Source organism: Protofrankia sp. CiP1_Cm_nod1 (genome assembly GCF_920888515.1).
Classification (GTDB): domain Bacteria; phylum Actinomycetota; class Actinomycetes; order Frankiales; family Frankiaceae; genus Protofrankia.
In genome coordinates, this window is sequence record NZ_CAKKTM010000256.1 from 1 (window position 1) to 25,450 (window position 25,450).

Genomic DNA, 25,450 nt, shown 5'->3' on the forward strand with positions numbered 1-25,450 from the left:
GCCGTGGCGACAGCCCGCCCGCTGGCCGCGGCCGCCGCCGTGACCCTGCTGGGCCTGGCGGTACCGCTGCCGACCGCGGCGCAGGCCGGCACGGCGAACGTCGCCGCGGTGCAGGGCAACGTCCCGCGGGCCGGTGGGCTGGAGGCACTCGGCCGCATGTTCCAGGTCACCACCAACCACGTCACGCGGACCGAACAGCTCGCCGCGGACGTGGCGGCGGGCCGGGTCCCACAGCCCGATCTGGTCCTGTGGCCGGAGAACGCCTCGGACGTCGACCCGCTCGCCGACCCCCGCGCCGCCGCCCTGCTGGACCGGGCCGCGCGGGCGGCGGGCGCTCCCGTCCTCGTCGGCGCGGTCCTCGACGGGCCGGGCCCGCGCAAGGTGCGCAACGCCGCCCTGGTGTGGGACGACACCGGCTGGACCGGGCAGATGTACGTCAAGCAGCACCCGGTGCCGTTCGCCGAGTACCTGCCGGGCCGGGCCGTCCTGGAGAAGCTGGTCAGCCGGTTCGCCACCGAGATGCCCAACGACTTCGTCCACGGCACCACGACCGGGGCCCTGACCATCCGCGGGATCACCATCGGTGACGTCATCTGCTTCGAGGTGGCCTACGACGGCCTCGTGCGCGCCACCGTCGACGCCGGCGCGCGGCTGCTGGTCGTGCAGACCAACAACGCCTCGTTCGGACGCCGGGGCGAAAGCGAGCAGCAGCTGGCCATGACCCGGCTGCGCGCGGTCGAACACGGGCGGGCCGCGGTCCAGGCGTCCACCAGCGGCCAGAGCGCGATGGTCATGCCCGACGGCCGGATCCTCGCGCGGTCCGGGCTGTACCAGGCGGCCGTCCTGACCGCCGCGCTGCCGCTGCGTACCGGGCGTACGGTCGCGGACCGGCTCGGTAGCCTCCCGGAGACGCTCCTGGTGATGATCGGAGTGGCCGCTGTAGCGTTCGGCCTACGGGCTGGACGGACGCCGCCCCGACAGGCCGCCGGGCCCGGCCGGATCGCCGGACACCGGCGGGAACAGTACGGGCAGGCGGGCGGCGGCCCCGCCGACGACAGCGCTGGCGACACCGAAAGGAGCCGCGTGGACGGCGAGCGCGTTCTCGTGTGTGTTCCCACCTACAACGAGCGGGAGAACCTTCAGGACACGGTCAACCGGCTCCGGACGGCCAATCCGGACGTGGACGTGCTGGTCATCGACGACGCGAGCCCGGACGGCACCGGCCAGCTCGCCGACGAGCTCGCCAGCGCCGACCCGCGCGTCCACGTCCTGCACCGGCCGGCCAAGGAGGGGCTGGGCGCGGCCTACGTGGCCGGCTTCACCTGGGGGCTGGGCCGCGGCTACGGCATCCTGGTCGAGATGGACGCCGACGGCTCGCACCAGCCGGAGGAACTGCCCCGCCTGCTCACCGCCCTGCGGGAAACCGACCTGGTCATCGGCTCACGCTGGGTGCCCGGGGGAGAGGTGCGCAACTGGCCGCGGTCCCGGCTGCTGCTCTCCCGCGGCGCCAACGCGTACGTGCGGACCGCCCTCGGCATGCCGCTGGCCGACGCGACCGCGGGCTTCCGGGCCTACCGGGCCGAGGTCCTGCGCAGCCGCGATCTCGACCGGGTCGCGTCGCAGGGGTACTGCTTCCAGGTCGACCTGGCCTGGCAGGCGTGGCGGTCGGGGTTCCGGCTCCGCGAGGTCCCGATCACCTTCGTCCAGCGCGAACGCGGACAGTCGAAGATGAACCGGGCCGTCGTGGGGGAGGCGCTGTGGCGGGTGACCTGGTGGGCGGTGCGCTCCCTGCGCGACCGGCCGGCCGCGGCCGGCGGACGCAGCGCTGCCCGGCGGCAGAACGGCGGGAGCGAGGCCACGGTGGGCCGGGACGGACAGGACAGCCAGGGCAGCCGGGACGGACAGGCCGCGCACCCTGGCGGGGACACCGGCCCGCTACCGCTGCCCGCGGCCCGGGAGAGCGCCGAGGAACACCAGGACCAGGAACGGTCGACGACAGGTGCCTCGGCATGAGAGCGGGGCGACACGCGTGTGGCCCGCCCGGACGATCTCCGGACGGGCCACACGCGTGGGTGTCGCTACGGCAGACGTGTCAGGCGGAGCGCCGGTCCTGCCCGGTGCCCCGCAGGACCGCGAGCCGCTCAGCCAGTACCTCTTCAAGGTCGTCGGTGGTACGCCGCTCCATCAGCATGTCCCAGTGCGTGCGCGGGGGCTTGCTCTTCTTCGGCTCCGGGACCTCGCCGTCGACGATGACCGATCCGGCACCACAGACACGGCACTCCCAGACTGCCGGGACCTCGGCCTCGGCAGCGAAAGGCATGGTGAACTGGTGGCCGTTCGGGCAGTCGTAGGACGCGGTCTGGCGGGGCGCGAGTTCGGTGCTGCGGTCCGTCTCGTAGGAGACTGCACCTAGACGGCTGCCTCGCAGGATGCGCTCGCCCATGAAAACCCTCCCGAGCGTCGATACCAGTGAGGAACTCAGACTCATCAACGCCCGGGATCTGTGGGACGTTCCCTTGGGGACAAGGCCGGCAACGAGATCGCGCTCACATAAGGTATAAAGATGATCATGATTAAGCCATCTTCTCTTACGTACAGTCAGCAAGCGGCTCTTCTCGGGACGGCCCGCTGCGCGCTTGGTGTCGGACTGCTGACACGTCCCGCCAGATTCGCGCGCCTCGCCGGCGTGGACCGGGTCACCGCCGAACGGACGGCGTGGATCACCCGGCTCGCCGCCGCCCGCGACATCGCCGTCGGCGCCGGCCTGCTCACGTCCCTGCTGCGGCGCGACGGCCCACCGACACGCGGCTGGCTGCGGGCGGGCGCGCTGATCGACACGGCCGACGCGGCCGTGCTGCTCAACGCCGGCGCCCGCCGGGACATCGCCTGGGCACCGGCCGTGGCGGCGGCACTGACCGCCGCCACCAGCGCCGTCCAGGCGGGCCTGCTCACCACCCGTCCCCCCGCCGGCGCGGACCCGGCGGACCGCCGGGCGACAGCCCTCGGGGAACGAATCCGCCGCGTGAAACGTCCCACACCAGCAGAAGAGGGGAGTGGCCTGGCATGAGCGACGACAAGGAGGTCACCGTGGCAACACACCAGGTCGTCAAGACCGAGGAGGAGTGGCGCAAGGAACTCCCTGCGGAGCGGTACGCCATCCTGCGCAACGCCGCCACCGAACCACCCTTCAGCGGCGCCTACACATACAGCAAGGAAACCGGCGTCTACCGCTGCGGGGCATGCGGGAACACATTGTTCGACTCGTCCACCAAGTACGACTCCGGATCAGGCTGGCCGAGCTTCTACGAGCCCAAGGTGGCGGACGCGGTGGAACTGGTCGAGGACCACTCCCACGGCATGACCCGCACCGAGGTCCGATGCCGTCGCTGTGGGTCACATCTCGGACACGTTTTCGACGACGGCCCGGCGCCGACCGGCCAGCGCTACTGCATGAACTCGCTCGCGCTCGACCTCGAGCCAACGCCGGAGAACCCCGCCTGACATCCATAGGAGCATCCGGGAGAACCCGACGGACGTAGGCGCCGGCGCGGCGGACGCGCACCCCGTGCCGCTCCGCCCGCCGCCGCCCCTCCCCCGCACGGCACCGTAGCGCCGATAATCGACATTATGTCAAGTAGAACGAGTGGGCCCCGCCCCCACCGGCCGTCCGCCTCATGATCCCCGCCGGCCCGCCGCGCCCCTGCCGCATCCGTTCTGCCGTGCCCGTCGCTGTCCGTCGCTCGGCGCACCAGGCACACACTCGACACACCAGGAACATCCCTCGCGAGGCCTGGCACCCGGCCACAACGCCGGTCGGCCGCCGCGAACGGATTGGGCCACCCGGGCCCTGTGGACCTGTTTCCCGCGGGCGCGTCCGCGGAACAATGTCTTGGAAACACCCTCCCCCGGACCAGCGCGGCCCGAAGCCGGCTATTCGGCACCGGAGCGACGGCCAGGGCGGCATTTGACGGCGGAGATGCGGGATTGTTCGCCCGCCGTCATCCGTCATCCGCTGTCATCCGTCGTGACGGGCGGGCCGTACTCCGGACGGCGCCGGGCGGCAGACGACAACCAGGCGGACGACGGGTGTGCGCAAGCGGCCACGGTGGCCCGCTCCCGGCGGGATATGCTCATCCCGCCACAGGGGCGGGACCACTGTCGCGTCCGGCGGGAACACCTGCGGGACAGGGCGTTCGGCTCAGGGGGCTTATTACCGGGTGACACACGGAAGCCGCCGTTTCTCCCCCGGTCCATATGTGACCAGCAACACCCCGGGTAACGTCACATCAGCCCGCCGGAAACTGATATAGCGGTCTGGGGTGTTTTGCGGAGAGAGGTATCGGGAACGTGGTCAGAAATCCTCCGGCACCGGGTGAGGCGTATTTACACGGAAGCCGGCGAAGGTGGTGGTGAAAGTGACATCCGTGACCGGGTGGCTGGGTGTACGCGGCAGGGAACAACCGGGGCAGGTGTACCTCAGGGAGGCTCGCGGCAACCGCTCGGTCACCTACGGCGAAATGGCTGCCCTCGTTCAGCGCTGGCAGACCGATCTGGACGCGCACGGCCCGCGACCGCGGGGGCGGATCGCGATCCTCGTGTCGGATCCCCTGGACTTCGCCGTGGTCTTCCTCGCCGTCCTGGTGAGCGGCAGGCACGCGGTCCCCCTGGATCCCGACGCCCCGCCCGCGGAACTGGAACGGGCGCTGGCGCGGACCCGCCCCGATCTCGTGGTCACCGACCGGCCGTTGCCCCCCACCTGCGCCCTCCGCCAGCTCAGCCCACGGCTGACCACCGGGCACACCGTCACGTCATCCCCCAGTGCCGCCGGCCACGGTGGCGCACGCTGCCGGCTGTCCGGCGGCGTCCTGCTGACGAGTTCGACGGACTCGTCGACGGCCGGAGCGATCAGGGAGATCTTCCTCGACGGCGGGCAGCTCGCACACGTGGCCGCTGCCGCCGCGCGCCACCACCAGCTGACCCGGACGGACACCGGCTACAACCCGCTCCCCTTGATCCACGTCAACGCGCAGGTGACCGGGCTGCTCGCCACCCTGTGCGGCGGAGGCACCCTCGTCCTCGACCGCCGGTTCCGCCGCCGCGGATTCTGGACGATGATCAGAAATCACCAGGTGACCTGGATCAACGGGGTCCCGTCGGTCGTGGCCCTGCTGGCCATGGATCCGCGTGCCGCCCAGGCCCGCGACTGCCGGGTCCGGTTCGTCCGGTCCGCCTCCGCTCCCCTGCCTGTCCCCGTGTTACAGGCGTTCGAGGAGGCCACCGGCGTCCCGGTGCTGGAAACCTACGGTATGGCCGAGGCCGGCGGCCTGATCACGGCGAACCCCCCGCGGGGGGCCGGCAAGCCCGGCTCGGTGGGCCTGCCGGTGGGCAGCGAGGTGCGTGTCGTCGACGACGAGGCGATGCCGTGCCCGCCGCAGGAGGCCGGGCGGGTGCAGATCCGCGGCCCCGGGGTCATCCGCGCCTACGCCGGCCCGGCCGGCGCTGACAGCTTCACCCCGGACGGCTGGCTGGACACCGGCGACACCGGCTTCACGGACACCGACGGCTACCTCTACCTCACCGGCCGCGGCGACGGCATGATCAACCGTGGTGGTGAGAAGGTCTCCCCCCGTGAGGTCGAGGAGGTCCTGCTCGCCGACCCGCGGGTGCGCCGCGCGGTGGTGGTGGGCCGGCCGGACGCCGTGCTCGGCGAGGTGCCCGTCGCGCTGGTCGTCCCGGCGAACGGCCCCGATCCCCTGCTCGTGGCCGAGCTCGTGGAGCGCTGCGAGGCCGGCCTCGCCACCTTCAAGCGGCCAACCAGCATAGAGATCGTCACCGACCTCCCCGGCGGCCGCAACGGCCCGCTCCGGCAGCTGCCCGGCACGGCCCGGCTCCCCGGCTCAGCCGCCGCATGACTCCATCCTCTCCCCTCCCCGAAGCCTCTCCCCTCCCCCCGAAGTACCCGCAAGGATCAGGCGCGGGAGGGAGCCGGTAGGGCCCGTGGGGCGGTAGGGGTGGAAGGCTGTGGCTGTTGGGCCGACAAGCAGCGGGCTTGCTACGGTGCAGTGCGGCCGGCCGTGGGAAGTTCACCGGATGTGCGACGTCGTGATGACACGCGGCCGGCGGACAGGCAGAGTCAGCAGGTGGGAGAGGGTGCCGTGGACGACGAGACAATGGCGGGGTTCCTCGCCGAGCTGGCCTCCCCCGCGCCCGCGCCGGGTGGTGGCGCGGCCGCGGCGCTGCAGGCCGCCCTCGGCGCGGCGCTGGTGAGCATGGTCTGCAATCTCACGATCGGCAAGCCCCGGTACGCCGAGCACGAGGCGACGATGCTCTCCGCCCGGCTCGACGCCGACAAGGCCCGCGCCGAGGCGCTGGCGCTGGCCGGCGCCGACGCCCGCGCGTTCGCCGCGGTCAGCGACGCGTACAAGCTGCCGAAGGGCACCGGCGAGGAACGGGCCGCCCGCAGCCAGGCGATCCAGGCCGCGCTGGTCACCGCGGCCGAGGTGCCGCTGCACACCGCGGCGGTCGCGGCGGCCGTGGTCGGGCTGTGCACGTCGATCATCGACGGCGCGAACGTCAACGTCCTCAGCGATGTCGGGGTGGCCGCCGCCAGCGCACGCGCCGCGCTGGACAGCGCGGCGATCAACGTACGGGTGAACACGGCGGCGATGACGGACACGGCCGCGCGCGAGCGTGCCACGGCCGCCCTCGCCGGCCATCTGACCTCTGTGGCTACGGCGGACGGCATCGTGCGCGCCGTCGGGGAACGGATCGGATCATGAAGCTGCTGGACGGACGGGCCATGGCCGCGGAGATCGGCCGGGGCGTCGTCGACGAGGTGGAACGGCTGCGCGAGGCCGGCCGGGTGCCGACGCTGGCCGTGGTCCTGCCGGGCACCGACCCGGCGGCCCGGTCCTACGTCAGGGTGATCGAACGTGGCGCGGCGAAGGTGGGGGTCCACTGCGTCGTCCACGAGCTGTCCGGGGACGCCGCCGAGCTCGTCGCCACGGTCGACCGGCTGGCCGCCGACGACGAGGTGCACGGCCTGATGGTGCAGACCCCGCTGCCCCCGGGCCTGTCCGCGCAGGACGTCGGCAGCCGTATCCCGCCGCACAAGGACGTCGACGGGATGAACCCGCTGAGCCTGGGCCGGCTGGCCCTGGGCCTGCCGTGTTTCGCGCCGGCCACCGCCGCCGCGGTGCTGGAGATCCTGCACCGCGGTGACGTCAAGCTCGCCGGTGTCCGCGCGGTGGTCATCGGGCGCAGCCCGGTGGTCGGCAAGCCCGCGTCCCTGCTGCTGCTGGCCGAGGACGCCACGGTGACGATCTGCCACTCCCGTACGGCAGACCTGCTCTCGGTCGTGCACGAGGCCGATGTCGTGGTGGCCGCCGTCGGCCGTCCCAAGATGATCGGCAAGGGGTTCATCCGGCCGGGTGCCGTCGTCATCGACGTGGGGACGAACGTCACCGAGGCCGGTCTGGTCGGCGACGTGGACGCCGACGCGGTCGCGTCCGTGGCGGGCGCTCTCACCCCGGTCCCGGGCGGGGTCGGGCCGGTGACCACGATGCTGCTGCTGCGCAACACCACCACCGCAGCCACCGGGTAAGCCCACCCGGACTCGACCGCGAGCTGTCAGGGGCGCGACCCAGAAAGGCCCGGAAGGAAGACCGGGACAAACCGCTGGTCCATCGGCGGCGTCGATGTAGTCCCTGAGGGGACCGGTAAAAAGGACATATTGGCGGTGCGGAACGGTTACCAGCGGGCCTTTTCGCTGGGCTGCCGACAGGATGACACCCGCAGTTCCTTCCCAGAGGCAGAAAAAGCACTCGTCAGGCGTCTCAGTGAAATCAGTGAGAATGTTCAGCACGCGCCGTGCCTGTGACGCCCATGCCCACGCCCGGGCCCAGTCCTCGACGTGCACGATCGCGCCGGGCGCGGTCAGCGCGGCCACGACCTGACCATGGGTGATCATCGCGTCCTCGTGGATCGGGCAGAGCCGGCCCACGATCCCGGCCACGTCCAGACGAGCCAGGAAGTCACGCACGATGGGGAGCAGACCAAGCGGCTTCTTCACGCGCGGTCTGGGAGGTGAGGCCGGCGGCCAGCCGGACGCGGTTGCGGCCGTCGGCCTTGGCCCGGTAGAGCGCCGCGTCCGCCGTCTCCAGCAGGGCGGCCAGCTCCACGTCCGCGCCGGTGGCGGTGGCCACCCCGACCGAGACGGTCACGGACACGCAGACCACGCCGGCGGCGTGGCTGTCCGCCCGGCAGCGCATCTCGGCCACCTGGCGGCGGATCCGGTCGGCGGCCCGGGCGGCGCCGTCGAGGTCGGTGTCACACAGCATGATCACGAATTCTTCGCCGCCGAACCGGCCGACGAGGTCACGAGGCCGGGTGGCGGCGCGCAGCGCGTCCGCGACACACATGAGAACGGCGTCGCCGGCAAGATGGCCGAACTGGTCGTTGACCTTCTTGAAATGGTCGATGTCCACGATGAGCACGGACATCGGACGGCCCGAGCGCCGGATTCGCGCCACCTCCTTCTCCACCGTCTCACGCCAGTAGGCCGGGTTGGCCAGCCGGGTCTTGGCGTCGGTGCGGGCCGCCTGGAGCAGTTCGGCGTGCAGCAGGCTGCGTTGCAGCAGCAGCGCGGGCGGTGTCGCGGTGAGCATGAGCAGGGGATGCGCGGTCCACAGCACGGCCAGGCCGATGGCGGAACACATCTCGGCGGCGTCGACGGCGAACGTCTCCCGCCTGCCGCCGGCGAACGGGCGGCGGGCCGGCTGCGCCGATCTCGGATGCGCGCACCACAGCATGCCGCGCAGCAGGACACGGTTGAGCACCGTGTAGGTGAACACCGCCACGAACAGCGCGCCGATACGTCCGGACGAGCCCACCAGGGTGTCGATCCGGTACGGCCCCTGGGGCGGGGCGAGCGCCCGGTGCACGCCGGCCGCGCAGAAACCCGACACGCCCAGCGCCGCCGCGTTGAAGACCTGCCGGTACCTGGGCTGCGCGGCCGGCTGGCCGCGGGAACGGAAAAGGCAGTGCAGGGGTATGTGCAGGACGGCGGCGTACAGCGGTGGGAGAAGAAGTGTGACCGGCAGAGTCCAGTTCGACAGCAGGTCCCGGTGCGGCTCGTCCTTCCGGAGACCGGGCACACCGAGATGCCGGGACGTTTCCATGGCCAGCCGGCCGAGCAGAACGAACGCCCCGAACGTGAACAGGTCGGCAAACCTGAAGGAAAGCCCGAACAGGCCGACAAGGACAACTACCAGACACAGTACGTCGACGGCGACGAGATAACGGACAAGCCGTGGCGGCAGACTCCACAGCACAAAATGCGACACCCACTCGACCAGCCGTTCACCGGCCTGCCGGGCGGCCTTTCCCCCACGCCGCCAGAACCGCCGCACGAATCCCCGGAACCGCCGCTCCTGGGACGGCCGCTGGGGCGGCTGCGACGGCCGGGACAGCCCGGGTGCCAGTGGCTGGGATGGCGGGAACGGCCGGGACGAGCGGGCCGGCCGAGGCGACGGCGGCTGGGATGGTGGCCGGGAGGACGGCTGGGGCGCTGGCTGGGAGGGGAACGGGGAGGGCGGCTGAGGGGATGGCTGAGAGGGGGAGCGCGACGGTGGACGGGATGGCGGACATGGCGGACAAGGTGGCGGGCACATGTCCGTTCCGCCGGCGGTGGAGCCCGCCGGCGCGGGCGTGCCGTGCGCCGTTGTTCCAGCGGGATGCGCGGTTTTCCCCGGATTCGCCGTTCCCCACAGAGGCACCGTTCCCCGGAGAGGAGGTAACAAAATGCGGGACATCATGGTGGGCCGACCTTCCTCCCGTTCGCCTCGTTCCGGTTTGATTCGCACCGGCCTGCTACTCACAGTCACCAACAGAAGCAAAGAGTACGGAGGGTGGCCCGGCGACCGCAACCACTTCGATGTTGTCCCTGTGTCGGGAACCGTCGGACGATGCCCGAGAAGATGGCCCCGATACGGCACACAACCGTTCCGGCGGGCCCGTTGCCGCAGGTCAAGCGGTTAGATCATCAGGTGGTGCGGGCGACCGCCTCCACCATGGCGGCGGTCAGCGCGGCGACGTCTGGGCGCGTCATGACGTATGGGGGCATTGCGTACACCAACCGGCCAAACGGACGCACCCAGACCCCCAGCTCCACCAGCAGCGGCTGGATCACCCGCATGTCGACCGGCTCCCGGGTCTCGATCACCCCGATCGCGCCCAGTGTCCGCACGTCGGCGACACCGGGCAGCGCGCGGGCAGGCGCGAGCCCCTCGGCCAGCCAGGTCCGCAGATCACCGACCCGGCGCCGCCACGGCCCGGACAGCAGCAGGCCGATGCTGGCGTTCGCCACCGCCGCGGCCAGCGGGTTGCCCATGAACGTCGGCCCGTGCATGAACACGCCCGCCTCGGACCCGCACACCCCGGCCGCCACCTCGTCCGTGCACAGGGTTGCGGCCATCGACAGGTATCCCCCGGTCATGGCCTTGCCGACGCACATGATGTCCGGGCTGATCCCGGCGTGGTTGCAGCCGAACAGCTCCCCCGAGCGTCCGAACCCGGTCGCGATCTCGTCGGCGATGAGCAGGATGCCGTAGGCGTCGCACAGCTCGCGCAGCCGGGCCAGCCAGCCCGGGGCGTAGAAGCGCATCGCCCCGGCGCCCTGCACCACCGGCTCGCAGATCACCGCGGCGATCTCGTGCTGGTGCTCGTCGAGCAGCCGGGCGATACCGGCGACGTGCTCGTCCTCGCAGGGCTCGTCGAAGCCCGGCCGCGGCGCCTCGGCGAAGAGGTGACGCGGCAGCAGGCCGGTGAACAGATGGTGCATGCCGGTGTCCGGGTCGCACACGGCCATCGCGCCGGAGGTGTCCCCGTGATATCCCCGGCGGACGGTGAGCAGCCTCGTCCGCCCGGGGCGTCCCCGGCCCCGCGCGTACTGCAACGCCATCTTGATCGCGACCTCGACGGAGACCGACCCGGAGTCGCAGAAGAACACCCTGGTCAGCGGCGGCGGGGTGATCTCGGCCAGGGTGCGGGCCAGCGTCACCGCGGGCGCGTGGGTCAGCCCGCCGAACATGACATGGGCCATGTCGTCGAGCTGGTCGCGCACCGCCGCGTCCAGGACCGGGTGGGCGTAGCCGTGGATGGCGGCCCACCACGACGACATGCCGTCGATCAGCTCCCGCCCGTCGGCCAGCCGCAGCCGCACCCCGGACGCGGACGCCACCGGGAACACCGGCAGCGGGTCGGTCGCCGACGCGTACGGATGCCAGACATGCGCCCGGTCGTCGGCGAGCAGCTCCCCCACATCGGCGTACCGAGCCGACGTGTCTCCCTCCGGACGATGCCGCGGACGATGCCCCATACGCCATGTCTACCGTGCCCCGTCCATCACGCGTCATACGGCGTACGCCGTCCCGCCCGTACCGGCCCACGGCCCACCGCCGATCCCGGCGCGCTCCTGGCCGTCTGAGCATCCGCGGCGGATGTGACGGCTGGGTGGACGGCATGTCCCGCGGTGGTCATGGCGGCCGGCTGTCGCGGTATGGACAGGCGGCAACGGACCATCGGCGTTTGCGAGGAAGCCGCGTGGAGATAATCCCACCGTTGGTGACAACGGCTGGTGACAGTTACTGGTGACAACGACTCCCACCGGGGAAGGCCACCATGTTTCAACTGATCTGGATCATCCTTGCCGGCCTCGTGATCGGCCTGTTGGCACGACTGGCCGTCCGGGGGCCGCAGCGGATCCCGCTGTGGCTCACGATCGTCGTCGGCATCGTCGGCGCGCTGGTGGGCAACATCATCGCCAGTGTGCTCGGTGTCCGCCACACCGGCGGTTTCGACTGGATACGCCACATCCTGCAGGTCGGTGTGGCCGCCGGCCTCATCGTCCTCCTCACGCCCCTGTGGCTCAACCGCAACACCCAGCGTCCCGACGAGCACCGCCAGTATCGGTAGGCCCTGGCTCTCCGACGTCCGCCGTGAGCGGCCCCGACCCAGTACCCGCACTGCATGATGGCCGTATGACGAACGGTGTCGACACGTTGTCGGAGACGCCCGAGGCATCAGAGACGATCACGGGGCTGGCCGCGGACTTCGACCGCGACGGTTTCGTGATCGTCCGCGGGCTGTTCGGCGAGGAGGAGACGGCTGAGCTCGGTGCCGCGCTCGCCGGCCTCCAGCGCCGGATCAGCACCGGCGAGCTCGACCGCTCCTGGGCCGGGGACGATCTCGGCGGCGACTTCGACGGTGAGCATCCGCCGTACGTGCACTATGTCGTCGGGGTGACGAACCTCTCCCCCGTCGCCGCGGCCGCGATCCGCCACCCCGTCCTGCTCGCGCTCGTCCGGCGCATCCTCGGCGACGGCTACTGGCTGTACGACGTGGACAATCATGGTGTGATCTACCAGGACGCCCGCCCCGGCGCCGGGATGACCTACACGCGGATCGGCTGGCACAGCGACCACCAGTCCCGGCCGACGTCGGACATCTGGCCCGGCGTGGCGCTGACCTTCCACATCGACGCGACATCGCCGGCCAACGGCTTCCTGCGGGCGGTGCCCGGCAGCCACCACGGGGACTGGGACGCCGTCCCCGCCGGCTTCGGCAGGATCCCCGGCGAGGTGGCGCTCTACTGCGACCGCGGTGACGTGCTGCTGCACCACAGCGACCTGTGGCACGCCGCCGCCCGCGCCACCGAGGATCCGCCCGGCGGCGTGCGCCGGCACATGCGCGGCAGCTACCTGGGCGGCCGCCCCCTCGCCGCCGGCGAACAGCTCGAGCCCTTCAACAAGAACGCCCTGCGCTGACCCCGGCCGCCCGCGAATTTCATCATCGTTGTGATTCTGGTGCTGCCGGAACGGCATCGGGATCACAACGGCCACTTGTCGGCGGTGAGGGTACGCGGGACGGCGGCGGTGGGTGGATGCGGTTGTCGGTGACGCGGGCGGCGCGGGCAGGATGGGTGCGTGGTCCTACCGATTCACGACATCAACCCGCTGCGTCGCCGGCCGGTCGTCACCTGGCTGCTGATAGCGGTCAACGTCGTCGTCTTCGTGTTCTTCGAGCCGGTCGTGACCTCGGTCGCCGGGGCTGACACCACGACTCCGGCGAGCGTCTGCGAGCAGGAGCGGTTCTTCGACCGCTGGGGCGCGGTCCCCACCGAGATCCTGGAGAACCGGCCCGCTTCGAAGGCGCTCACCGGTCAGGCCGTGGGGGTGGATCCGCAGGGCCATGTGCTCTGCCAGCAGGAGTCGCCGCCGCCGTACACCAAGCCACCGGTCCTGTCGGTGCTCACGGCGATGTTCCTGCACGGGAGCTGGCTGCACCTGCTCGGGAACATGCTCTTCCTCGGCGTGTTCGGCAACAACGTGGAAGACCGGATGGGCCGCTTCCTCTATCTGATCTTCTACCTGGCGTGCGGGTACGTGGCCACCTACGGGTTCGCGCTGTTCGAGTCGGACTCGACCACGACGCTCATCGGCGCCTCCGGGGCGGTGGCCGGCGTACTCGGCGCCTACCTGGTCGTCTTCCCGCGGGCGCGGGTCATCGGCCTTGTCACGTTCCTGTTCTTCCTGCCGTTCTGGCTGCCGGCCTGGATAGTGCTCGGGTTCTGGTTCCTGCTGCAGTATGTCTATTTCATCGGTATGGGTGTCGCCGAGGGCGGCAGCGTCGCCTACGGCGCCCATGTGGTCGGGTTCGTTTTCGGCGCGTTGGCCGTCCTGCCGTTCGTCCGCAAGCTGCGGGCCGCGGGGCCGGCCCGGTACCAGCCGCCCGACCAGTGGTGGGTCCGTCGGATGCCCTGGCCCTGACCGGCCGGGCGATGCGGGCCGGGGGTGGCTGCCGGCCCGCTGGCACCCCCGGCCGGCCGGCGGGACACTCCCGCCGTGTTTTTACGCTATACGCCCAAGAAGGGACGGGCCGCCGGGCTAGTCCCCCCGCCCGCCGCGGTCATCGCGGTGGACGGGCACGGACGAACGCGGCGGCCCGGGCCGGTCGCGCGGGCGGCGCCCGGACGCCTGCATCGACCAACATCCATCAGACACGCCCTGGCGGCGGGCTCCCGGGCCGGTGCCGGGCCACCCGCCGGTGGTCGGCATGTTCAGGCGGTAACCGGCGTCGACCGCCACAGGCGCCGCTTCTTCCCTGCCTTCTTCCCCGTCTTCTTCCCCGAGTCCTTCCCGGCCGGGCCGCTCTTCCCTATCGGCTCACCGCCAGCCTGGTCGCCGCCTGCTGGTTCACCTCCGGCCGGGCCGGGAAGCGGCACGGCCAACACGGGCAGGTCGATGGCGACCGTCCGCCAGCCCTCGTAGACCTCCTCGGACGGGAACCCCCGCGCGGCCAGGGCCTGTGCGGCACCGACGAGCTGCTCGTACGTCCGCTGGTCGTCGACCTCGTCGGCACGCTCCTCCCGCGCGGCGTACCGGCGCACGACCGTGCCGCCGACCCGCAACGACGCGCCGCCTGACAGCGGGGCGGCTGGCGGTGCGCCCTCCGACGGTGCGTCAGCCGACGGTGCGTCAGCCGCGGACACGGCGGCTGACGAGGTGGTCCCGCCCAGGATGCGCGTCAGCGTCCAGGCGCGCACGAAGGTGACGGTGTGTGGCTCGTCCAGATCGGTGGTGGGCAGAGCACCCACATACTCCTCCAGAATCCTGACCACCTGTTCGACGGTCGCAGGACCCGGTTCCGCGCCGCCTTTACCCAGACCCATCTACAACATCCTCTCCAGATATGTGGATAACTCCGGACCGTGACAACCGGAGCATGACAGCCAATGACAACCGAACCGTGACAACCGCGGGCCGGCTCGCGGAACCGATAGCGCATCATCCCGGACGATGCGGTCGCTTCCGGCACCGGGGTGCTCACGAGACATCGCCGACACATACGCCCACAAGGTGTTTGCGCACCCGACCGGGAGCAAAGATCGACCAATCCGCTGATCGGGAATGGGGCGTCCCGGTGGGGCGCCGGGCACGACGCCCGTGCGGGCCGCCGCCCGGACGCGCTCCCCACGAGCCCCGCGGGCCCCTCGGCCCGGGAAAGGACCATCATGCGTACCCGGGTACAGGTCCCCTTCGCCGCCCTGATCTGGTTCGCCGTCGGCATCATCGTCGCGATCAACAGGGACTACCAGGTGCACACCGGATCCCAGCTCGCCACCTTCGTGCTGGCCGTGACCAGCTGGCCGGTCCTGCTCCTCGGCGGCAGCGTGCAGATCCAGCTCTGACCGGCGCCCGCGCCCGGGCCGCCTCCCTCGCACGGGCGCCGGCCGGCTGCCTGACCGGGCCCGGCTCACCTCCCGTGGGCACCCCTGGGCGGAGAGCCACGCCGGCAACGGTGACGGCACAACGGTGACGGCACCCGCGGTGGCAACGCCGGTGACGACGCCACGCCGGTCGGAACCGGGGATTCGGCCGGCCCGACACGCCCGCTACCAGTGCTCCGCCACCGGGCGTGTCGGGGTATGTGCCGGCCGCGGCAAAGGAGGGCATCTCGTGATTACCCGGGACCTGCGGGTCGAACCGTTCCAGCTCGGGCTAGAATCTGTTTGCAGAATATGACGTGCGGTTACAGGCATCCCAGTCCAGACATCCCAGTCCAGACATCCCAGTTCGGGCGGCACGCTTCAGGCACCCCAGTCCAGGCAGTCCGGTTCAGACAACCCGGTCAGGCGGAGAAAACCGTGTCAGAAGAACCTGCGAACGCGGCCGGGCCCACCGATGCCACGGTGGGCGCCACGCCCATCCGGGTCTTCCTCCTGGATGATCATGAGCTGGTCCGCCGCGGGCTGCGTGATCTTCTTTCTGAGGAGCCCGACATCGAGGTGGTCGGCGAGGCCGATCACGCCGACGGGACGGACCGGGCGATCCTCGCCGCCCGGCCCGATGTCGCGGTGCTGGACGCGCGTCTGCCGGACGGCAGTGGCATCGAGGTGTGCCGGCAGGTCCGCTCCCGCAACCCTGCCGTCGCCTGCCTGATCCTGACCTCGTTCGACGACGAGGAGGCCCTGTTCACCGCGATCATGGCGGGTGCCGCCGGGTACGTCCTCAAGCGGGCCCGCGGTACCGCGCTGGTGGACGCCGTGCGGCGGGTCGCGGCGGGCCGCTCCCTGCTCGACCCCGCGGTGACCCCCCGGGCGCTGCGCCGCGCGGAGCAGGAGCCCGTCCACGACGAGCGGCTCGCCACCCTGACCGAGCAGGAACGCCGCATCCTCGCGCTCATCGCCGAGGGCCTGACCAACCGGCAGATCGCCAACCGCCTGTTCCTGGCGGAGAAGACCGTGAAGAACTACGTCTCCAGCCTGCTGGCCAAACTCGGGCTGGAAAGCCGGACCCAGGCCGCCGTCTTCGCCACCAAGCTCGCCCACTGACAGCGGCTCGTCCGCTGACGAGAGCCCACCGGCAGCGGCTCGTCCGCCGACGAGGGCCTGCCCGCGGAGGATCGTCGCGCGCCGGTGCCCACCGGCCAACGAGCATATAATTACTCTCGGTAGCTACCAGTCGAGCCGTGCCAGGCCGCGTAATGCCGCCGCGGCAGGCACGCCCACCCGGCTGCCGGTGCCCACCGGGGCTGCCGCTGAGGCTGCCCGCCGATACCACCCGCCGAGGCCACTGGCTCCTGAGGCCGTCCGCCGCCGGGGTGTTGCTGGCGGCCGAGGCCGCCTACCGTCGGACGGCGTGCCGTGGCGCCGTCGCGCAGCCGGCCGGATACATCAACAGAAGCACATGGATAAAAATGCTGCGACAATTCGCCGAGTCGACGGCCGCTCCGGAGTCGACCTGGTCCGCGTCGTGGAGGGTGACACCTTGATCAATAAGGTCCTGGTCGCGAATCGCAGTGAGATAGCCATCCGCGTCTTCCGTGCCGGGCACGAGCTGGGCCTGCGCACGGTTGCCGTCTACACGCCCGAGGACGTGGGCTCGCAGCACCGGACAAAGGCCGACGAGTCCTACGAGATCGGCAAGCCCGGCCACCCCGTCCGCGGCTACCTGGACATCGACGCCCTGCTGGCGGTGGCGAAAAGGGTCGGGGCGGACGCCCTGCACCCGGGATACGGCTTCCTGTCCGAGAGCGAGGCGCTGGCGCACGCGTGCGAGCTGGCCGGGGTCACCTTCGTCGGCCCCCCGCCATCGGTGCTGCGGCTGACCGGGGACAAGGTCGCCGCCCGCGAGGCCGCGGTGGCCGCGGGCCTGCCGGTGCTGCGGGCCTCGGCGCCGGTGACCGAGCCGGCCGCCGCGCTGGCCGTCGCCGAGGCCGTGGGCTTCCCACTGTTCGTGAAGGCGTCGGCGGGCGGCGGTGGCCGCGGGCTGCGCCGGGTGAACCGTCCAGAAGATCTTGAAGACGCGGTGACGAGCGCGATCCGGGAGGCGGCGGCGGCCTTCGGGGACGGCACGATCTTCCTCGAACAGGCCCTCGACCGGCCCCGGCACATCGAGGTGCAGGTCCTCGGTGACGCCACCGGCGAGATCGTCCACCTCTACGAGCGGGACTGCTCGGTGCAGCGGCGCCACCAGAAGGTCGTCGAGGTCGCGCCCGCTCCCCTGCTCGACACCGCCGTGCGGGACCGGCTGTGCGCGGACGCGCTGGCGTTCGCCCGGCACGTCGGCTACGTCAACGCCGGCACGGTGGAGTTCCTCGTCGCCGCCGACGGGTCGCACACCTTCATGGAGATGAACCCTCGGATCCAGGTCGAGCACACCGTCACCGAGGAGGTCACCGGCGTCGACCTGGTCGCAGCGCAGCTACGGATCGCCGGCGGCGCCACCCTGGCCGACCTGGGCCTGTCCCAGGAGTCGATCAACATCCGCGGGGCCGCGGTGCAGTGCCGGGTGACCACCGAGGACCCGGCGGACGGCTTCCGCCCGGACACCGGGAAGATCACCAGGTACGAGTCCCCGGGCGGCTCGGGCGTCCGGCTGGACGGGGCGATCTACCAGGGCGTGGAGATCACCCCGTACTTCGACTCACTGCTGGTCAAGGTGACCGCCCGCGGGGCCGACCTGGGGCAGGCCACCGCGCGGGCCCGCCGGGCGCTGGCGGAGTTCCGGGTCCGTGGCGTGCGCACGAACGTGAAGTTCCTGCAGCGGCTGCTGGCCGAGGAGGACTTCCTCGCCGGCCGGGTGACCACGTCGTTCCTGGACGAACGGCCGGGGCTGTTCCTCGGCGACGGCGGCACCGACCGCACCAGCCGGCTGCTCGACCGGCTGGCCGCCAGCAGCGTCAACGGCCACCGGCGGCCGGCCGCCACGCTGATCGACCCGGTGGGCCTGCTGCCGGCCATCCCGGCCAGGGCGGCGCCGGCCGGCTCCCGGCAGCTGCTCGTCGAGGCCGGCCCGCGCCAGTGGGCGGAGCGGCTGCGGGCCGAGACCCGGCTCGCGGTCACCGACACCACTCTGCGTGACGCCCACCAGTCGCTGTTGGCGACCAGGCTGCGCACCACCGACATTCTCGCGATCGCCCCCGCCTACTCCCGGCTCCTGCCCGGCCTGCTGAGCCTGGAGTGCTGGGGCGGGGCCACCTACGACGTGGCGCTGCGCTTCCTCGCGGAGGACCCGTGGGAGCGCCTCGCCGCCATCCGCGAACGGGTCCCCAACGTCTGCCTGCAGATGCTGCTGCGCGGCCGCAACGCCGTCGGCTACACCCCCTACCCGGACGACGTGGTCCAGGCGTTCGTCGCCGAGGCGGCGGCGACCGGCGTCGACATCTTCCGGGTGTTCGACGCGCTGAACGACATCGAGCAGATGCGGCCGGCGATCGACGCGGTCGTCGAGGCCGGCGCGGTCGCCGAGGGCACCCTGTGTTACACCGGCGACCTGGTGGACCCCGCGGAGCGGATCTACACCCTCGACTACTACCTGCGCCTGGCCGAACAGCTCGTGGCCGCCGGCGCGCACGTCCTAGCGATCAAGGACATGGCCGGGCTGCTGCGGCCGGCCGCCGCGCGCGTCCTGGTGGCGGCGCTGCGGGAGAACTTCGACACCCCCGTGCACGTCCACACCCACGACACCGCCGGTGGCCAGCTGGCCACCCTGATCGCGGCGGCCGAGGCCGGCGCGGACGCCGTCGACGCCGCGTCCGCGCCGCTGTCGGGCGGCACCAGCCAGCCGAACCTGTCCGCGCTCGTCGCCGCCACCGACCACACCCCGCGGGCGACCGGGATCAGCCTGGCCGCGCTGTCGGCGATGGAGCCGTACTGGGAGGCGGTCCGTGACCTCTACGCGCCGTTCGAGGCCGGGCTGCGGGCGCCGACGGGTGCGGTCTACCGGCATGAGATCCCCGGCGGGCAGCTGACGAACCTGCGCCAGCAGGCGATCGCCCTCGGGCTGGGCACCAAATGGTCCCAGGTGCAGGAGTGCTACGCCCTGGCCAACGACCTGCTCGGCAAACCCATCAAGGTCACGCCTACCAGCAAGGTCGTCGGGGACCTGGCGCTGTTCATCGCCGGCGGTGACATCGACGTCGCCGTGCTGCGTGAGCATCCCGAACGCTACGACCTGCCGGCCAGCGTGCTGGGCTACCTCGCCGGCGAGCTCGGCACGCCACCGGCCGGCTTCGCCGAGCCCTTCCGCGAGCGCGCGCTCGCCGGGCGGCAGCCGGCCGCGCCCGTGACCGGCCTGGAGCCGCAGGACGCGGCCACCCTGCGGGTGGCCGGAGCGGGCCGGCGCGAGACGCTGTCCCGGCTGCTGTTCCCGGGGCCGTGGAACGACTACACCGCCGCCGTGGCGGCCTACGGCAACGCCGCCACGGTCCCCACCGAGGAGTTCTTCTACGGCCTCACCCCGGGCCGGCCGGTGACCATCACCGTGGAGCCCGGTGTGGAGGTCATCGTCGAGCTCAACGACGTCGGCGAGCCCGACGACGCGGGCATGCGCACCCTGTACCTGCGGGTCAACGGCCAGCCACGGCCGGTGTCGGTGCGGGACGCCTCGATCGCGACGGTGTCCAGGGCGGCCCGGCGCGCCGATCCCGGCGACCCGGCGCAGATTCCCGCGGGGCTGCCCGGGCTGGTCACCTACACGGTTGCCGTCGGTGACCAGGTCCGCAAAGGTGACCGGCTGGCCACCATCGAGGCCATGAAGATGGAGGCCGCCGTCACCAGTCCGCACGCCGGGACCGTCACCGAACTGGTCCGCTCCTCCGGCGTCTCCGTCGAGGTCGGTGACCTCCTGCTCGTGGTGGCCCCCGCGCCGGTCCCCGGCTGAGCAGCTTCTTCAAGATCGCCCTGATTGGTACGACTCCGGGCAGGGTACCGCTAGCACGTGACTGTACCCATAGCACGCTCCGCATGCGCGCAGCGCCCCGGTCAGCGATCCCGAGAACAGGGGCCGCTGGCCGGGGGAAGGACTGTGTGTTTGGTGCGGGAGCATGTAGTTCATCCGGTGATTTTTCTTTGTCGAGCCGGCCGTAGCCAGGCACGGGAGTACCCGAGGAATGGAGTCGTACGCCAGTCAGACAAATATGGAGGTACGCGGGGCCCGGGACGGGAGAATACGGTTCCGCGTACTCGGGCCATTGGAGGTGTACGGGTCTGACGGCACACTGATCGATATTCACCAGCACAAGCCGCGCGTGCTGCTCTCACTGCTGCTCCTCAATGCCGGGACCTGGGTGAGCATCAACCGGATCTGTGCCGTTCTATGGGAGGACGAGCCGCCGAGATCATCGTTCGGAAACATCAAGACCTACGTGTCCCAGTTGCGCCGGGCCCTGCCACCCAACCATGCCGAGCACAGCAGAATCGAAAGCCGGTCAGGCGCGTACCGCATCAACTTGGCACCCGGAGAACTTGATGTGTCGGTCTTCGAGAAGATGGCATATCGTGGCCGGGAAGCATTGCACGGCGGAGCCGACGAGAGCGCCCTCGAGTACTTTCAGGAAGCGCTGGGGCTATGGCGTGGCCAGCCTTTCGATGAATTGCCGGAGGACACCACCCTGGCCGAGGCGGCACGCATGGAGGAGCAGCACTGGGCGGTCCTGGAGGACTTGATCGACGTACACCTTTCCCATGGTCATTATGACGTCGTCCTGCCCACGTTGCGCGCACTCACCATTGAATATCCCCTGCGGGAGCGCCTGTGGGGCCAGCTCCTGCTCGCGCTGCACAGGTCGGGTCGTCGCGCCGAAGCCCTGTCCGCCTACCAGGCCGTGTACCGGTTGCTGACCAACGAGCTCGGCATAGAGCCAGGTGCGGACCTGCGCCGGCTTCATCAGCAGGTACTGGGCGGCGACCTCGACGTGGGCCAGGACTGACGGCCGGGGAGGAAGGACGCGGTAGACGCCGCGCCACCAACGGATGTACGGGGACTGAACCAAGGCTGAACCTGTCGCCTGCAAGGTGGAAGGTGGCCGGTTGTCCAGCGCGGACAGCAGGCCGGCCCGGATAGAGATCGGTGCGGCCGGTGAGCGGCCGGGCCGCCCGTTCAACATCACAAACTCCGAGGGGGAATTTCGATGAAGGCTCCGTACCAGCCACCGGCTCTTCAACGAATCGGTGCCTTCTCCACGGTGACCGAAGGCTACTACGGCTACCACCGGCGTAACTACTACGGCGGGTACCACGGGTACCGCAGGTTCCGCGGGTTCCGCAGGTTCCGCTACTAGGGGCGCCATCACCGCCGTTCAAGAACGGGCAGGGAAACGGCGGTCGTCCGCTCCTGGCCAACACAGTGCGGAAGTTGGAGACGGCGGGTGGCGACGGCCCGGGCCGGGTGTCACCACCCGCCTTATTCAGTCATACCCACCATTGGGAGGGACGGTTCGACAGGGAATTTCGACAGGGAATGGTGTGGCACCCGGACAGCCGCCGGAGAAAAAATGCTGACGCTACGGGAGAACATCGTCCATACGGAAACCGACTACGGGACCGCGCTCCTGGATGAGCGCAGCGGTCAGTACTGGATGCTCAACCCGACCGGGACACTCGTATTGCGGGTGCTGCTCGACGGTGGTAGCGCCGCCGAGGCCGCCGATTCGGTGGTCAGAAGTTACGACGTGGACGCGGCCACCGCGGACCGGGATGTACAGAGCCTGCTGGACGGGCTCCACACGGCCGGGCTTGTCGCAACCGGCACCGCTTCCCGACCGGACACCGCTTCCTGACCAATGACGCGCTCTGGCGGATCCATCGGGCGCGCGTCGACGGAGCCGCAGAGGAGGCAGAGGAGGTGGCACCGCGATGAGCATGCCGATGTCGTTGGAGCGCCGAGGAGGAAAACTCCCTCTACGGCGACGGCCGCTGGCGATGGCCGCGGTCGCAACCGCCCGGCTGCTCGCCACCCAGCCACCCGGCCGGATCCGCTCCGTCCTGACCTGGTTGCGCCGAGGCGCCACGCCGGCCGGGTATCAGCAGGCGTTGGCCGCACGGGATGCCGTCACCGCGGTGAGCATGGTGTGCCGGGGTGCGCGGGGCTGCGTTCCCCGTTCCGTTGCCACCGCCCTGGTCTGCCGGGCTTCGGGGGTCTGGCCCACCTGGTACGTCGGCGTGCGCAGGGTCGGCCCGTTCGCCGCACACGCCTGGGTGGAGGCGGACGGGGTGATGGTGGGTGAGCACGAGCTGGCCGGCTACTTCCGGCCGCTTATCGCTGTACCTCCGGAAGGTGCCACGGTGTCAGGCGCCACGGTGTCATGAGTGCCATCGGCGAAACGAGTGAGGAGACCGCGGTCGAGCCGCCGCCAACGCCGACGACGCCGGATCGGGACAGCAAGCAGCGGAACCGTGACGCGCTGCGAGTCGGTGGGTTGTGGCGCCTGCTTCGCGGGCACGGCCGGCCGATAGGCATCGCCACCGCGCTGACGGTACTCGGGACCGTCCTCGGGGTCGCGCAGCCGCTGCTGGTGAAGAACGTGATCGACGCCGCGCAGGCCGGCGGCGTTCCCGGCTCGCTCGTCGCACTGCTGTTCGTGCTGTTCGTCGGCCAGGCGTTGGCCGACACCCTCGGGAACTACCTGCTGGAACGCACCGGTCAGGTAATTCTGCTCGGCCTGCGGATCCGGCTGGTCGATCACCTTCTGCGGCTGCGGGTCGGGGTGTATGACAAGCAGCGCATGGGCGACCTGATCTCCCGGGCCAACAGCGACACCATGCTCGTCCGCGAGGCAGTGGCCTACAGCTTCTCCGCGCTCCTCACGAGCGCGGTTGGTGTCATCGGCGCGGTCGCGATGATGATCTGGTTGGACGCGTTGCTGTTCCTGTTCGTGCTGCTCGTGGTCTCGCTGGCCGGGGCGATGGTTCTGGGCGTGCTGGTGCGCATCCGCATTGCCTCGGAACGCGGCCAGGCCAGCGTCGGAAGCATGACCGCGGACCTCGAGCGGGCGCTCGCCGCGATCCGCACCGTTCGAGCCAGCCGCGCCGAAAAGCGCGAGAGCGAGCGCATCGGCGGCCACGCCCGGGACGCCTACCGTGCCGGGGTGCGGATGGCCAAGTTGGAGTCGGTCGTCGCCCCCTCCATGCAGTTGGCCGTCCAGGGCTCGGTTCTGGTGGTGTTGTTGATCGGTGGGGTGCTCGTCGCAAAGGGCTCGACGTCGCTGGGTGATCTCATCGCCTTCCTGCTCTACGCCACCTACCTCGTCATGCCGCTGTCCGAGCTGTTCGAGGAGGCGGGGACGCTTCAACGCGGAATGGGAGGGCTACAGCGCGTCAACGAGGTCTTCACGCTCCCCCGCGAGCCGGACAGCGCCGGCCAGGACGAGAACAGTGCCGGAAGGCCCGGAAGGCCCGGAAAGCAGGGCCCGGTTCAGGCTGCCGGCGGGCTTCAGGTCCGGGCCAACAGCGCATCGGGCAACGGCCGGGCTGCCGGACAGCGGGGTGACACCCCGTCGATCGAGTTCCGCGACGTATGGTTCGGATACACCGACGAACCGGTGCTGCGGGACGTTTCGTTCACAGTGCCGTCTCGCGGCCACATCGCGCTGGTCGGCCGGTCAGGTGCTGGAAAGTCCACCGTTCTCCAGCTCATCGAGCGCTTCTACGAGCCGGACCGCGGGAAGATCCTGTTCGGCGGCCGGGAAGTGGGTGCGATCGACCGCTCCGCGTCCCGCACCTGGGTGAACCTGGTCGAACAGCAGACCCCGGTGTTGCACGGGACGCTCCGTGACAACATCGCCTATGCCGTGCCCGACGCAACCGAGGACGAGCTGCGCTGGGTGGTCGGCACGGCGGGCCTCGCCGAACTGGTCGCGCGGATGCCCAACAAGCTGGACGCCGAGGTCGGTGACCACGGCGTCCAGCTGTCCGGCGGGGAACGTCAACGGGTCGCCATCGCCCGAGCCTTGCTGGCCCGGCCCGCCGTGCTGCTCATGGACGAGCCAACCTCTCAGATGGACTCCCTCAACGAGAGGGCACTTACCCGTGCGATGCGTGAGATTTCAGCCACCAGCGCGCTTCTGGTCATCGCGCACCGGATCTCCACGGTTCGCGCGGCCGACCGGATCATCGTGCTCGACGAGGGAAAGGTGACGGCCACCGGCCGCCACGAGGAGCTGATGCGGGTGAGCCCGCTCTACCGGGAGCTCGCATCCAGCCGGCTGGACGCCGACACGCGGGCCCCGGCCGGGCATCCCATATAGATGGAATGGAGCGATGGGCAGAGCGTCGGTGAACGGGCTGGAAGAGGATGCGGCGGAAGGATCCCGCGGGCCGGTGGCCGTCGGCTCCGGCAGCCGCGGGTACGCCTGACCGCATCGCCCGCGGCCCCGGAAGAAGGGCTGGCCCGTGCCGGCCGTCAGCTCGCGGTGCTCGTCGAGCCCGTGACGCTCGCTCCCCGTCGGCTTACCGAGGCCGACCAGTCGGCGGACGGGACAGGATCGAGGGGAACAGCCGTCGTACCGTTCCACTGGTAACGCACCGTCGCCGCGCCCCCGGTGGAGCAGCACAGCGGGTCATCGGGCCGGTAAAGCTGGTAGGACAGCGCGACGACGTCGCCGGTGGACCACAGCCATTCGACGGCCGCGCTCGGCAACTGGGTGCCGGTGCCGACCAGACGGCCGCGGTGGAAGAGGAACGCCTGCTGGGGATGGCCGTCCACGGCGGCGGTCCACCGTCCGACAATCACGCTGAGGTCGTTGTCCGGGCGGTAGCCGGCCGTCCCGGTGGGGGTGTAGCCGTGCTCCCGGACGACCGCCACGGCGGCCGTCTCGGTTCCGTCAGCCCCGGAAGCGGCCTGGGAGACCGGTGCGGACACGGGCTCGACGGACAGGGACGTCCCCGGCCCGAGTGGCTGCGGCTGTGGCGCCGACGCGGCGAGAACACGCCCGTCACCCCACCCGGTCAGCGCGACCGTGACGGCCACCAGGGTGGCCACAAGACAACGACGAAAGGCCATGACGTCCCCTCTCCCCTGCCCGCTCTCTGCCTTGCCCACGCTCTGTCCTGCCCGTTCCCCGGTCCTGTCCGTTCCCTGTCCTGCCCGCTGCCCGCGTGTCAGGGCCGGCT

General features: G+C 71.0%; 22 protein-coding genes. 17 read left to right on the forward strand and 5 right to left on the reverse strand.

Going from position 1 to position 25,450, the window contains the following annotated elements; genetic code table 11:
- On the forward strand, positions 1-2,013 hold a 2,013-nt coding region (gene lnt, locus NBX02_RS11645; RefSeq protein ID WP_445548382.1), incomplete at its 5' end, for an apolipoprotein N-acyltransferase.
- A 79-nt stretch (positions 2,014-2,092) separates the two neighbouring features.
- On the opposite strand, the gene NBX02_RS11650 is transcribed toward lnt, so the two are convergent.
- Positions 2,093-2,443 carry an RNA polymerase-binding protein RbpA gene (locus NBX02_RS11650; protein ID WP_013873689.1) on the reverse strand — a complete coding sequence of 117 codons (351 nt, stop codon included), beginning with the start codon at positions 2,441-2,443 and terminating at the stop codon, positions 2,093-2,095.
- 126 nt (positions 2,444-2,569) lie between these two features.
- On the opposite strand from NBX02_RS11650, the gene NBX02_RS11655 reads away from it, so the two are divergent.
- From NBX02_RS11655 to NBX02_RS11675, 5 genes are all read left to right on the forward strand, one after another.
- Complete coding sequence (locus NBX02_RS11655; RefSeq protein ID WP_250291309.1) at positions 2,570-3,067, forward strand: DUF4267 domain-containing protein; 498 nt, start codon at positions 2,570-2,572, stop codon at positions 3,065-3,067.
- Complete coding sequence (gene msrB, locus NBX02_RS11660) at positions 3,064-3,501, forward strand: peptide-methionine (R)-S-oxide reductase MsrB (RefSeq protein ID WP_250280435.1); 438 nt, start codon at positions 3,064-3,066, stop codon at positions 3,499-3,501. The genes NBX02_RS11655 and msrB overlap by 4 nt, the downstream gene beginning before the upstream one ends.
- Positions 3,502-4,415: 914 nt before the next feature.
- Entirely contained in the window at positions 4,416-5,912 is a 1,497-nt protein-coding gene (locus tag NBX02_RS11665) for an AMP-binding protein (RefSeq protein ID WP_250291310.1), read from the forward strand.
- 243 nt (positions 5,913-6,155) lie between these two features.
- The gene (locus NBX02_RS11670; RefSeq protein WP_445548384.1) at positions 6,156-6,779 is read left to right on the forward strand and encodes a cyclodeaminase/cyclohydrolase family protein; all 624 of its coding nucleotides are present in this window, start codon (positions 6,156-6,158) and stop codon (positions 6,777-6,779) included.
- Entirely contained in the window at positions 6,776-7,603 is an 828-nt protein-coding gene (locus tag NBX02_RS11675) for a bifunctional 5,10-methylenetetrahydrofolate dehydrogenase/5,10-methenyltetrahydrofolate cyclohydrolase (RefSeq protein ID WP_250280441.1), read from the forward strand. Before NBX02_RS11670 ends, NBX02_RS11675 begins: the two co-directional genes overlap by 4 nt.
- Before the next feature lie 430 nt (positions 7,604-8,033).
- On the opposite strand, the gene NBX02_RS11680 is transcribed toward NBX02_RS11675, so the two are convergent.
- Together NBX02_RS11680 and bioA are read right to left on the reverse strand one after the other, a co-directional pair.
- Positions 8,034-9,410, reverse strand: a complete 1,377-nt coding sequence (locus NBX02_RS11680; protein ID WP_250291314.1) for a GGDEF domain-containing protein — start codon at positions 9,408-9,410, stop codon at positions 8,034-8,036.
- Between the two features lie 632 nt (positions 9,411-10,042).
- Positions 10,043-11,377, reverse strand: coding sequence for an adenosylmethionine--8-amino-7-oxononanoate transaminase (gene bioA, locus NBX02_RS11685; RefSeq protein WP_250280444.1), 1,335 nt, complete (start codon positions 11,375-11,377; stop codon positions 10,043-10,045).
- A 302-nt stretch (positions 11,378-11,679) separates the two neighbouring features.
- Here bioA and NBX02_RS11690 point away from each other — a divergent pair, with 302 nt between their 5' ends.
- The 3 genes from NBX02_RS11690 to NBX02_RS11700 all read left to right on the forward strand — a co-directional run bounded on the left by NBX02_RS11690 (position 11,680) and on the right by NBX02_RS11700 (position 13,826).
- Complete coding sequence (locus tag NBX02_RS11690; RefSeq protein ID WP_250280448.1) at positions 11,680-11,973, forward strand: GlsB/YeaQ/YmgE family stress response membrane protein; 294 nt, start codon at positions 11,680-11,682, stop codon at positions 11,971-11,973.
- A 65-nt stretch (positions 11,974-12,038) separates the two neighbouring features.
- Positions 12,039-12,824, forward strand: a complete 786-nt coding sequence (locus NBX02_RS11695; RefSeq protein ID WP_250291315.1) for a phytanoyl-CoA dioxygenase family protein — start codon at positions 12,039-12,041, stop codon at positions 12,822-12,824.
- A gap of 159 nt (positions 12,825-12,983) precedes the next feature.
- Complete coding sequence (locus NBX02_RS11700; RefSeq protein WP_250280453.1) at positions 12,984-13,826, forward strand: rhomboid family intramembrane serine protease; 843 nt, start codon at positions 12,984-12,986, stop codon at positions 13,824-13,826.
- A gap of 290 nt (positions 13,827-14,116) precedes the next feature.
- Here NBX02_RS11700 and NBX02_RS11705 read toward each other — a convergent pair whose 3' ends face one another.
- A complete protein-coding gene (locus NBX02_RS11705) occupies positions 14,117-14,728 on the reverse strand; it encodes a hypothetical protein (protein WP_250280455.1) in 612 nt (203 codons plus the stop codon).
- Positions 14,729-15,070: 342 nt separating this feature from the next.
- Between NBX02_RS11705 and NBX02_RS11710 the strand changes: the two genes are divergently transcribed.
- The 8 genes from NBX02_RS11710 (at position 15,071) to NBX02_RS11745 (ending at position 24,585) form a co-directional block, all read left to right on the forward strand.
- Positions 15,071-15,247, forward strand: a complete 177-nt coding sequence (locus tag NBX02_RS11710; RefSeq protein WP_250280456.1) for a hypothetical protein — start codon at positions 15,071-15,073, stop codon at positions 15,245-15,247.
- A gap of 456 nt (positions 15,248-15,703) precedes the next feature.
- Positions 15,704-16,390, forward strand: a complete 687-nt coding sequence (locus NBX02_RS11715) for a response regulator (protein ID WP_445548383.1) — start codon at positions 15,704-15,706, stop codon at positions 16,388-16,390.
- Positions 16,391-16,829: 439 nt separating this feature from the next.
- Positions 16,830-20,222, forward strand: a complete 3,393-nt coding sequence (locus tag NBX02_RS11720) for a pyruvate carboxylase (protein WP_250291323.1) — start codon at positions 16,830-16,832, stop codon at positions 20,220-20,222.
- A 316-nt stretch (positions 20,223-20,538) separates the two neighbouring features.
- Positions 20,539-21,270, forward strand: a complete 732-nt coding sequence (locus NBX02_RS11725) for an AfsR/SARP family transcriptional regulator (protein WP_250280457.1) — start codon at positions 20,539-20,541, stop codon at positions 21,268-21,270.
- A gap of 201 nt (positions 21,271-21,471) precedes the next feature.
- Positions 21,472-21,621, forward strand: coding sequence for a lasso RiPP family leader peptide-containing protein (locus NBX02_RS11730; protein ID WP_250280462.1), 150 nt, complete (start codon positions 21,472-21,474; stop codon positions 21,619-21,621).
- A 213-nt stretch (positions 21,622-21,834) separates the two neighbouring features.
- Positions 21,835-22,119 carry a lasso peptide biosynthesis PqqD family chaperone gene (locus NBX02_RS11735; RefSeq protein ID WP_250280464.1) on the forward strand — a complete coding sequence of 95 codons (285 nt, stop codon included), beginning with the start codon at positions 21,835-21,837 and terminating at the stop codon, positions 22,117-22,119.
- A 76-nt stretch (positions 22,120-22,195) separates the two neighbouring features.
- Entirely contained in the window at positions 22,196-22,648 is a 453-nt protein-coding gene (locus NBX02_RS11740; protein WP_250280466.1) for a lasso peptide biosynthesis B2 protein, read from the forward strand.
- Positions 22,645-24,585, forward strand: a complete 1,941-nt coding sequence (locus NBX02_RS11745) for an ABC transporter ATP-binding protein (protein ID WP_250280468.1) — start codon at positions 22,645-22,647, stop codon at positions 24,583-24,585. The genes NBX02_RS11740 and NBX02_RS11745 overlap by 4 nt, the downstream gene beginning before the upstream one ends.
- 155 nt (positions 24,586-24,740) lie before the next feature.
- Here the strand turns inward: NBX02_RS11745 and NBX02_RS11750 are convergent, their stop codons facing one another.
- Entirely contained in the window at positions 24,741-25,340 is a 600-nt protein-coding gene (locus NBX02_RS11750; RefSeq protein WP_250291317.1) for an LppP/LprE family lipoprotein, read from the reverse strand.
- Positions 25,341-25,450 lie beyond the last annotated feature (110 nt).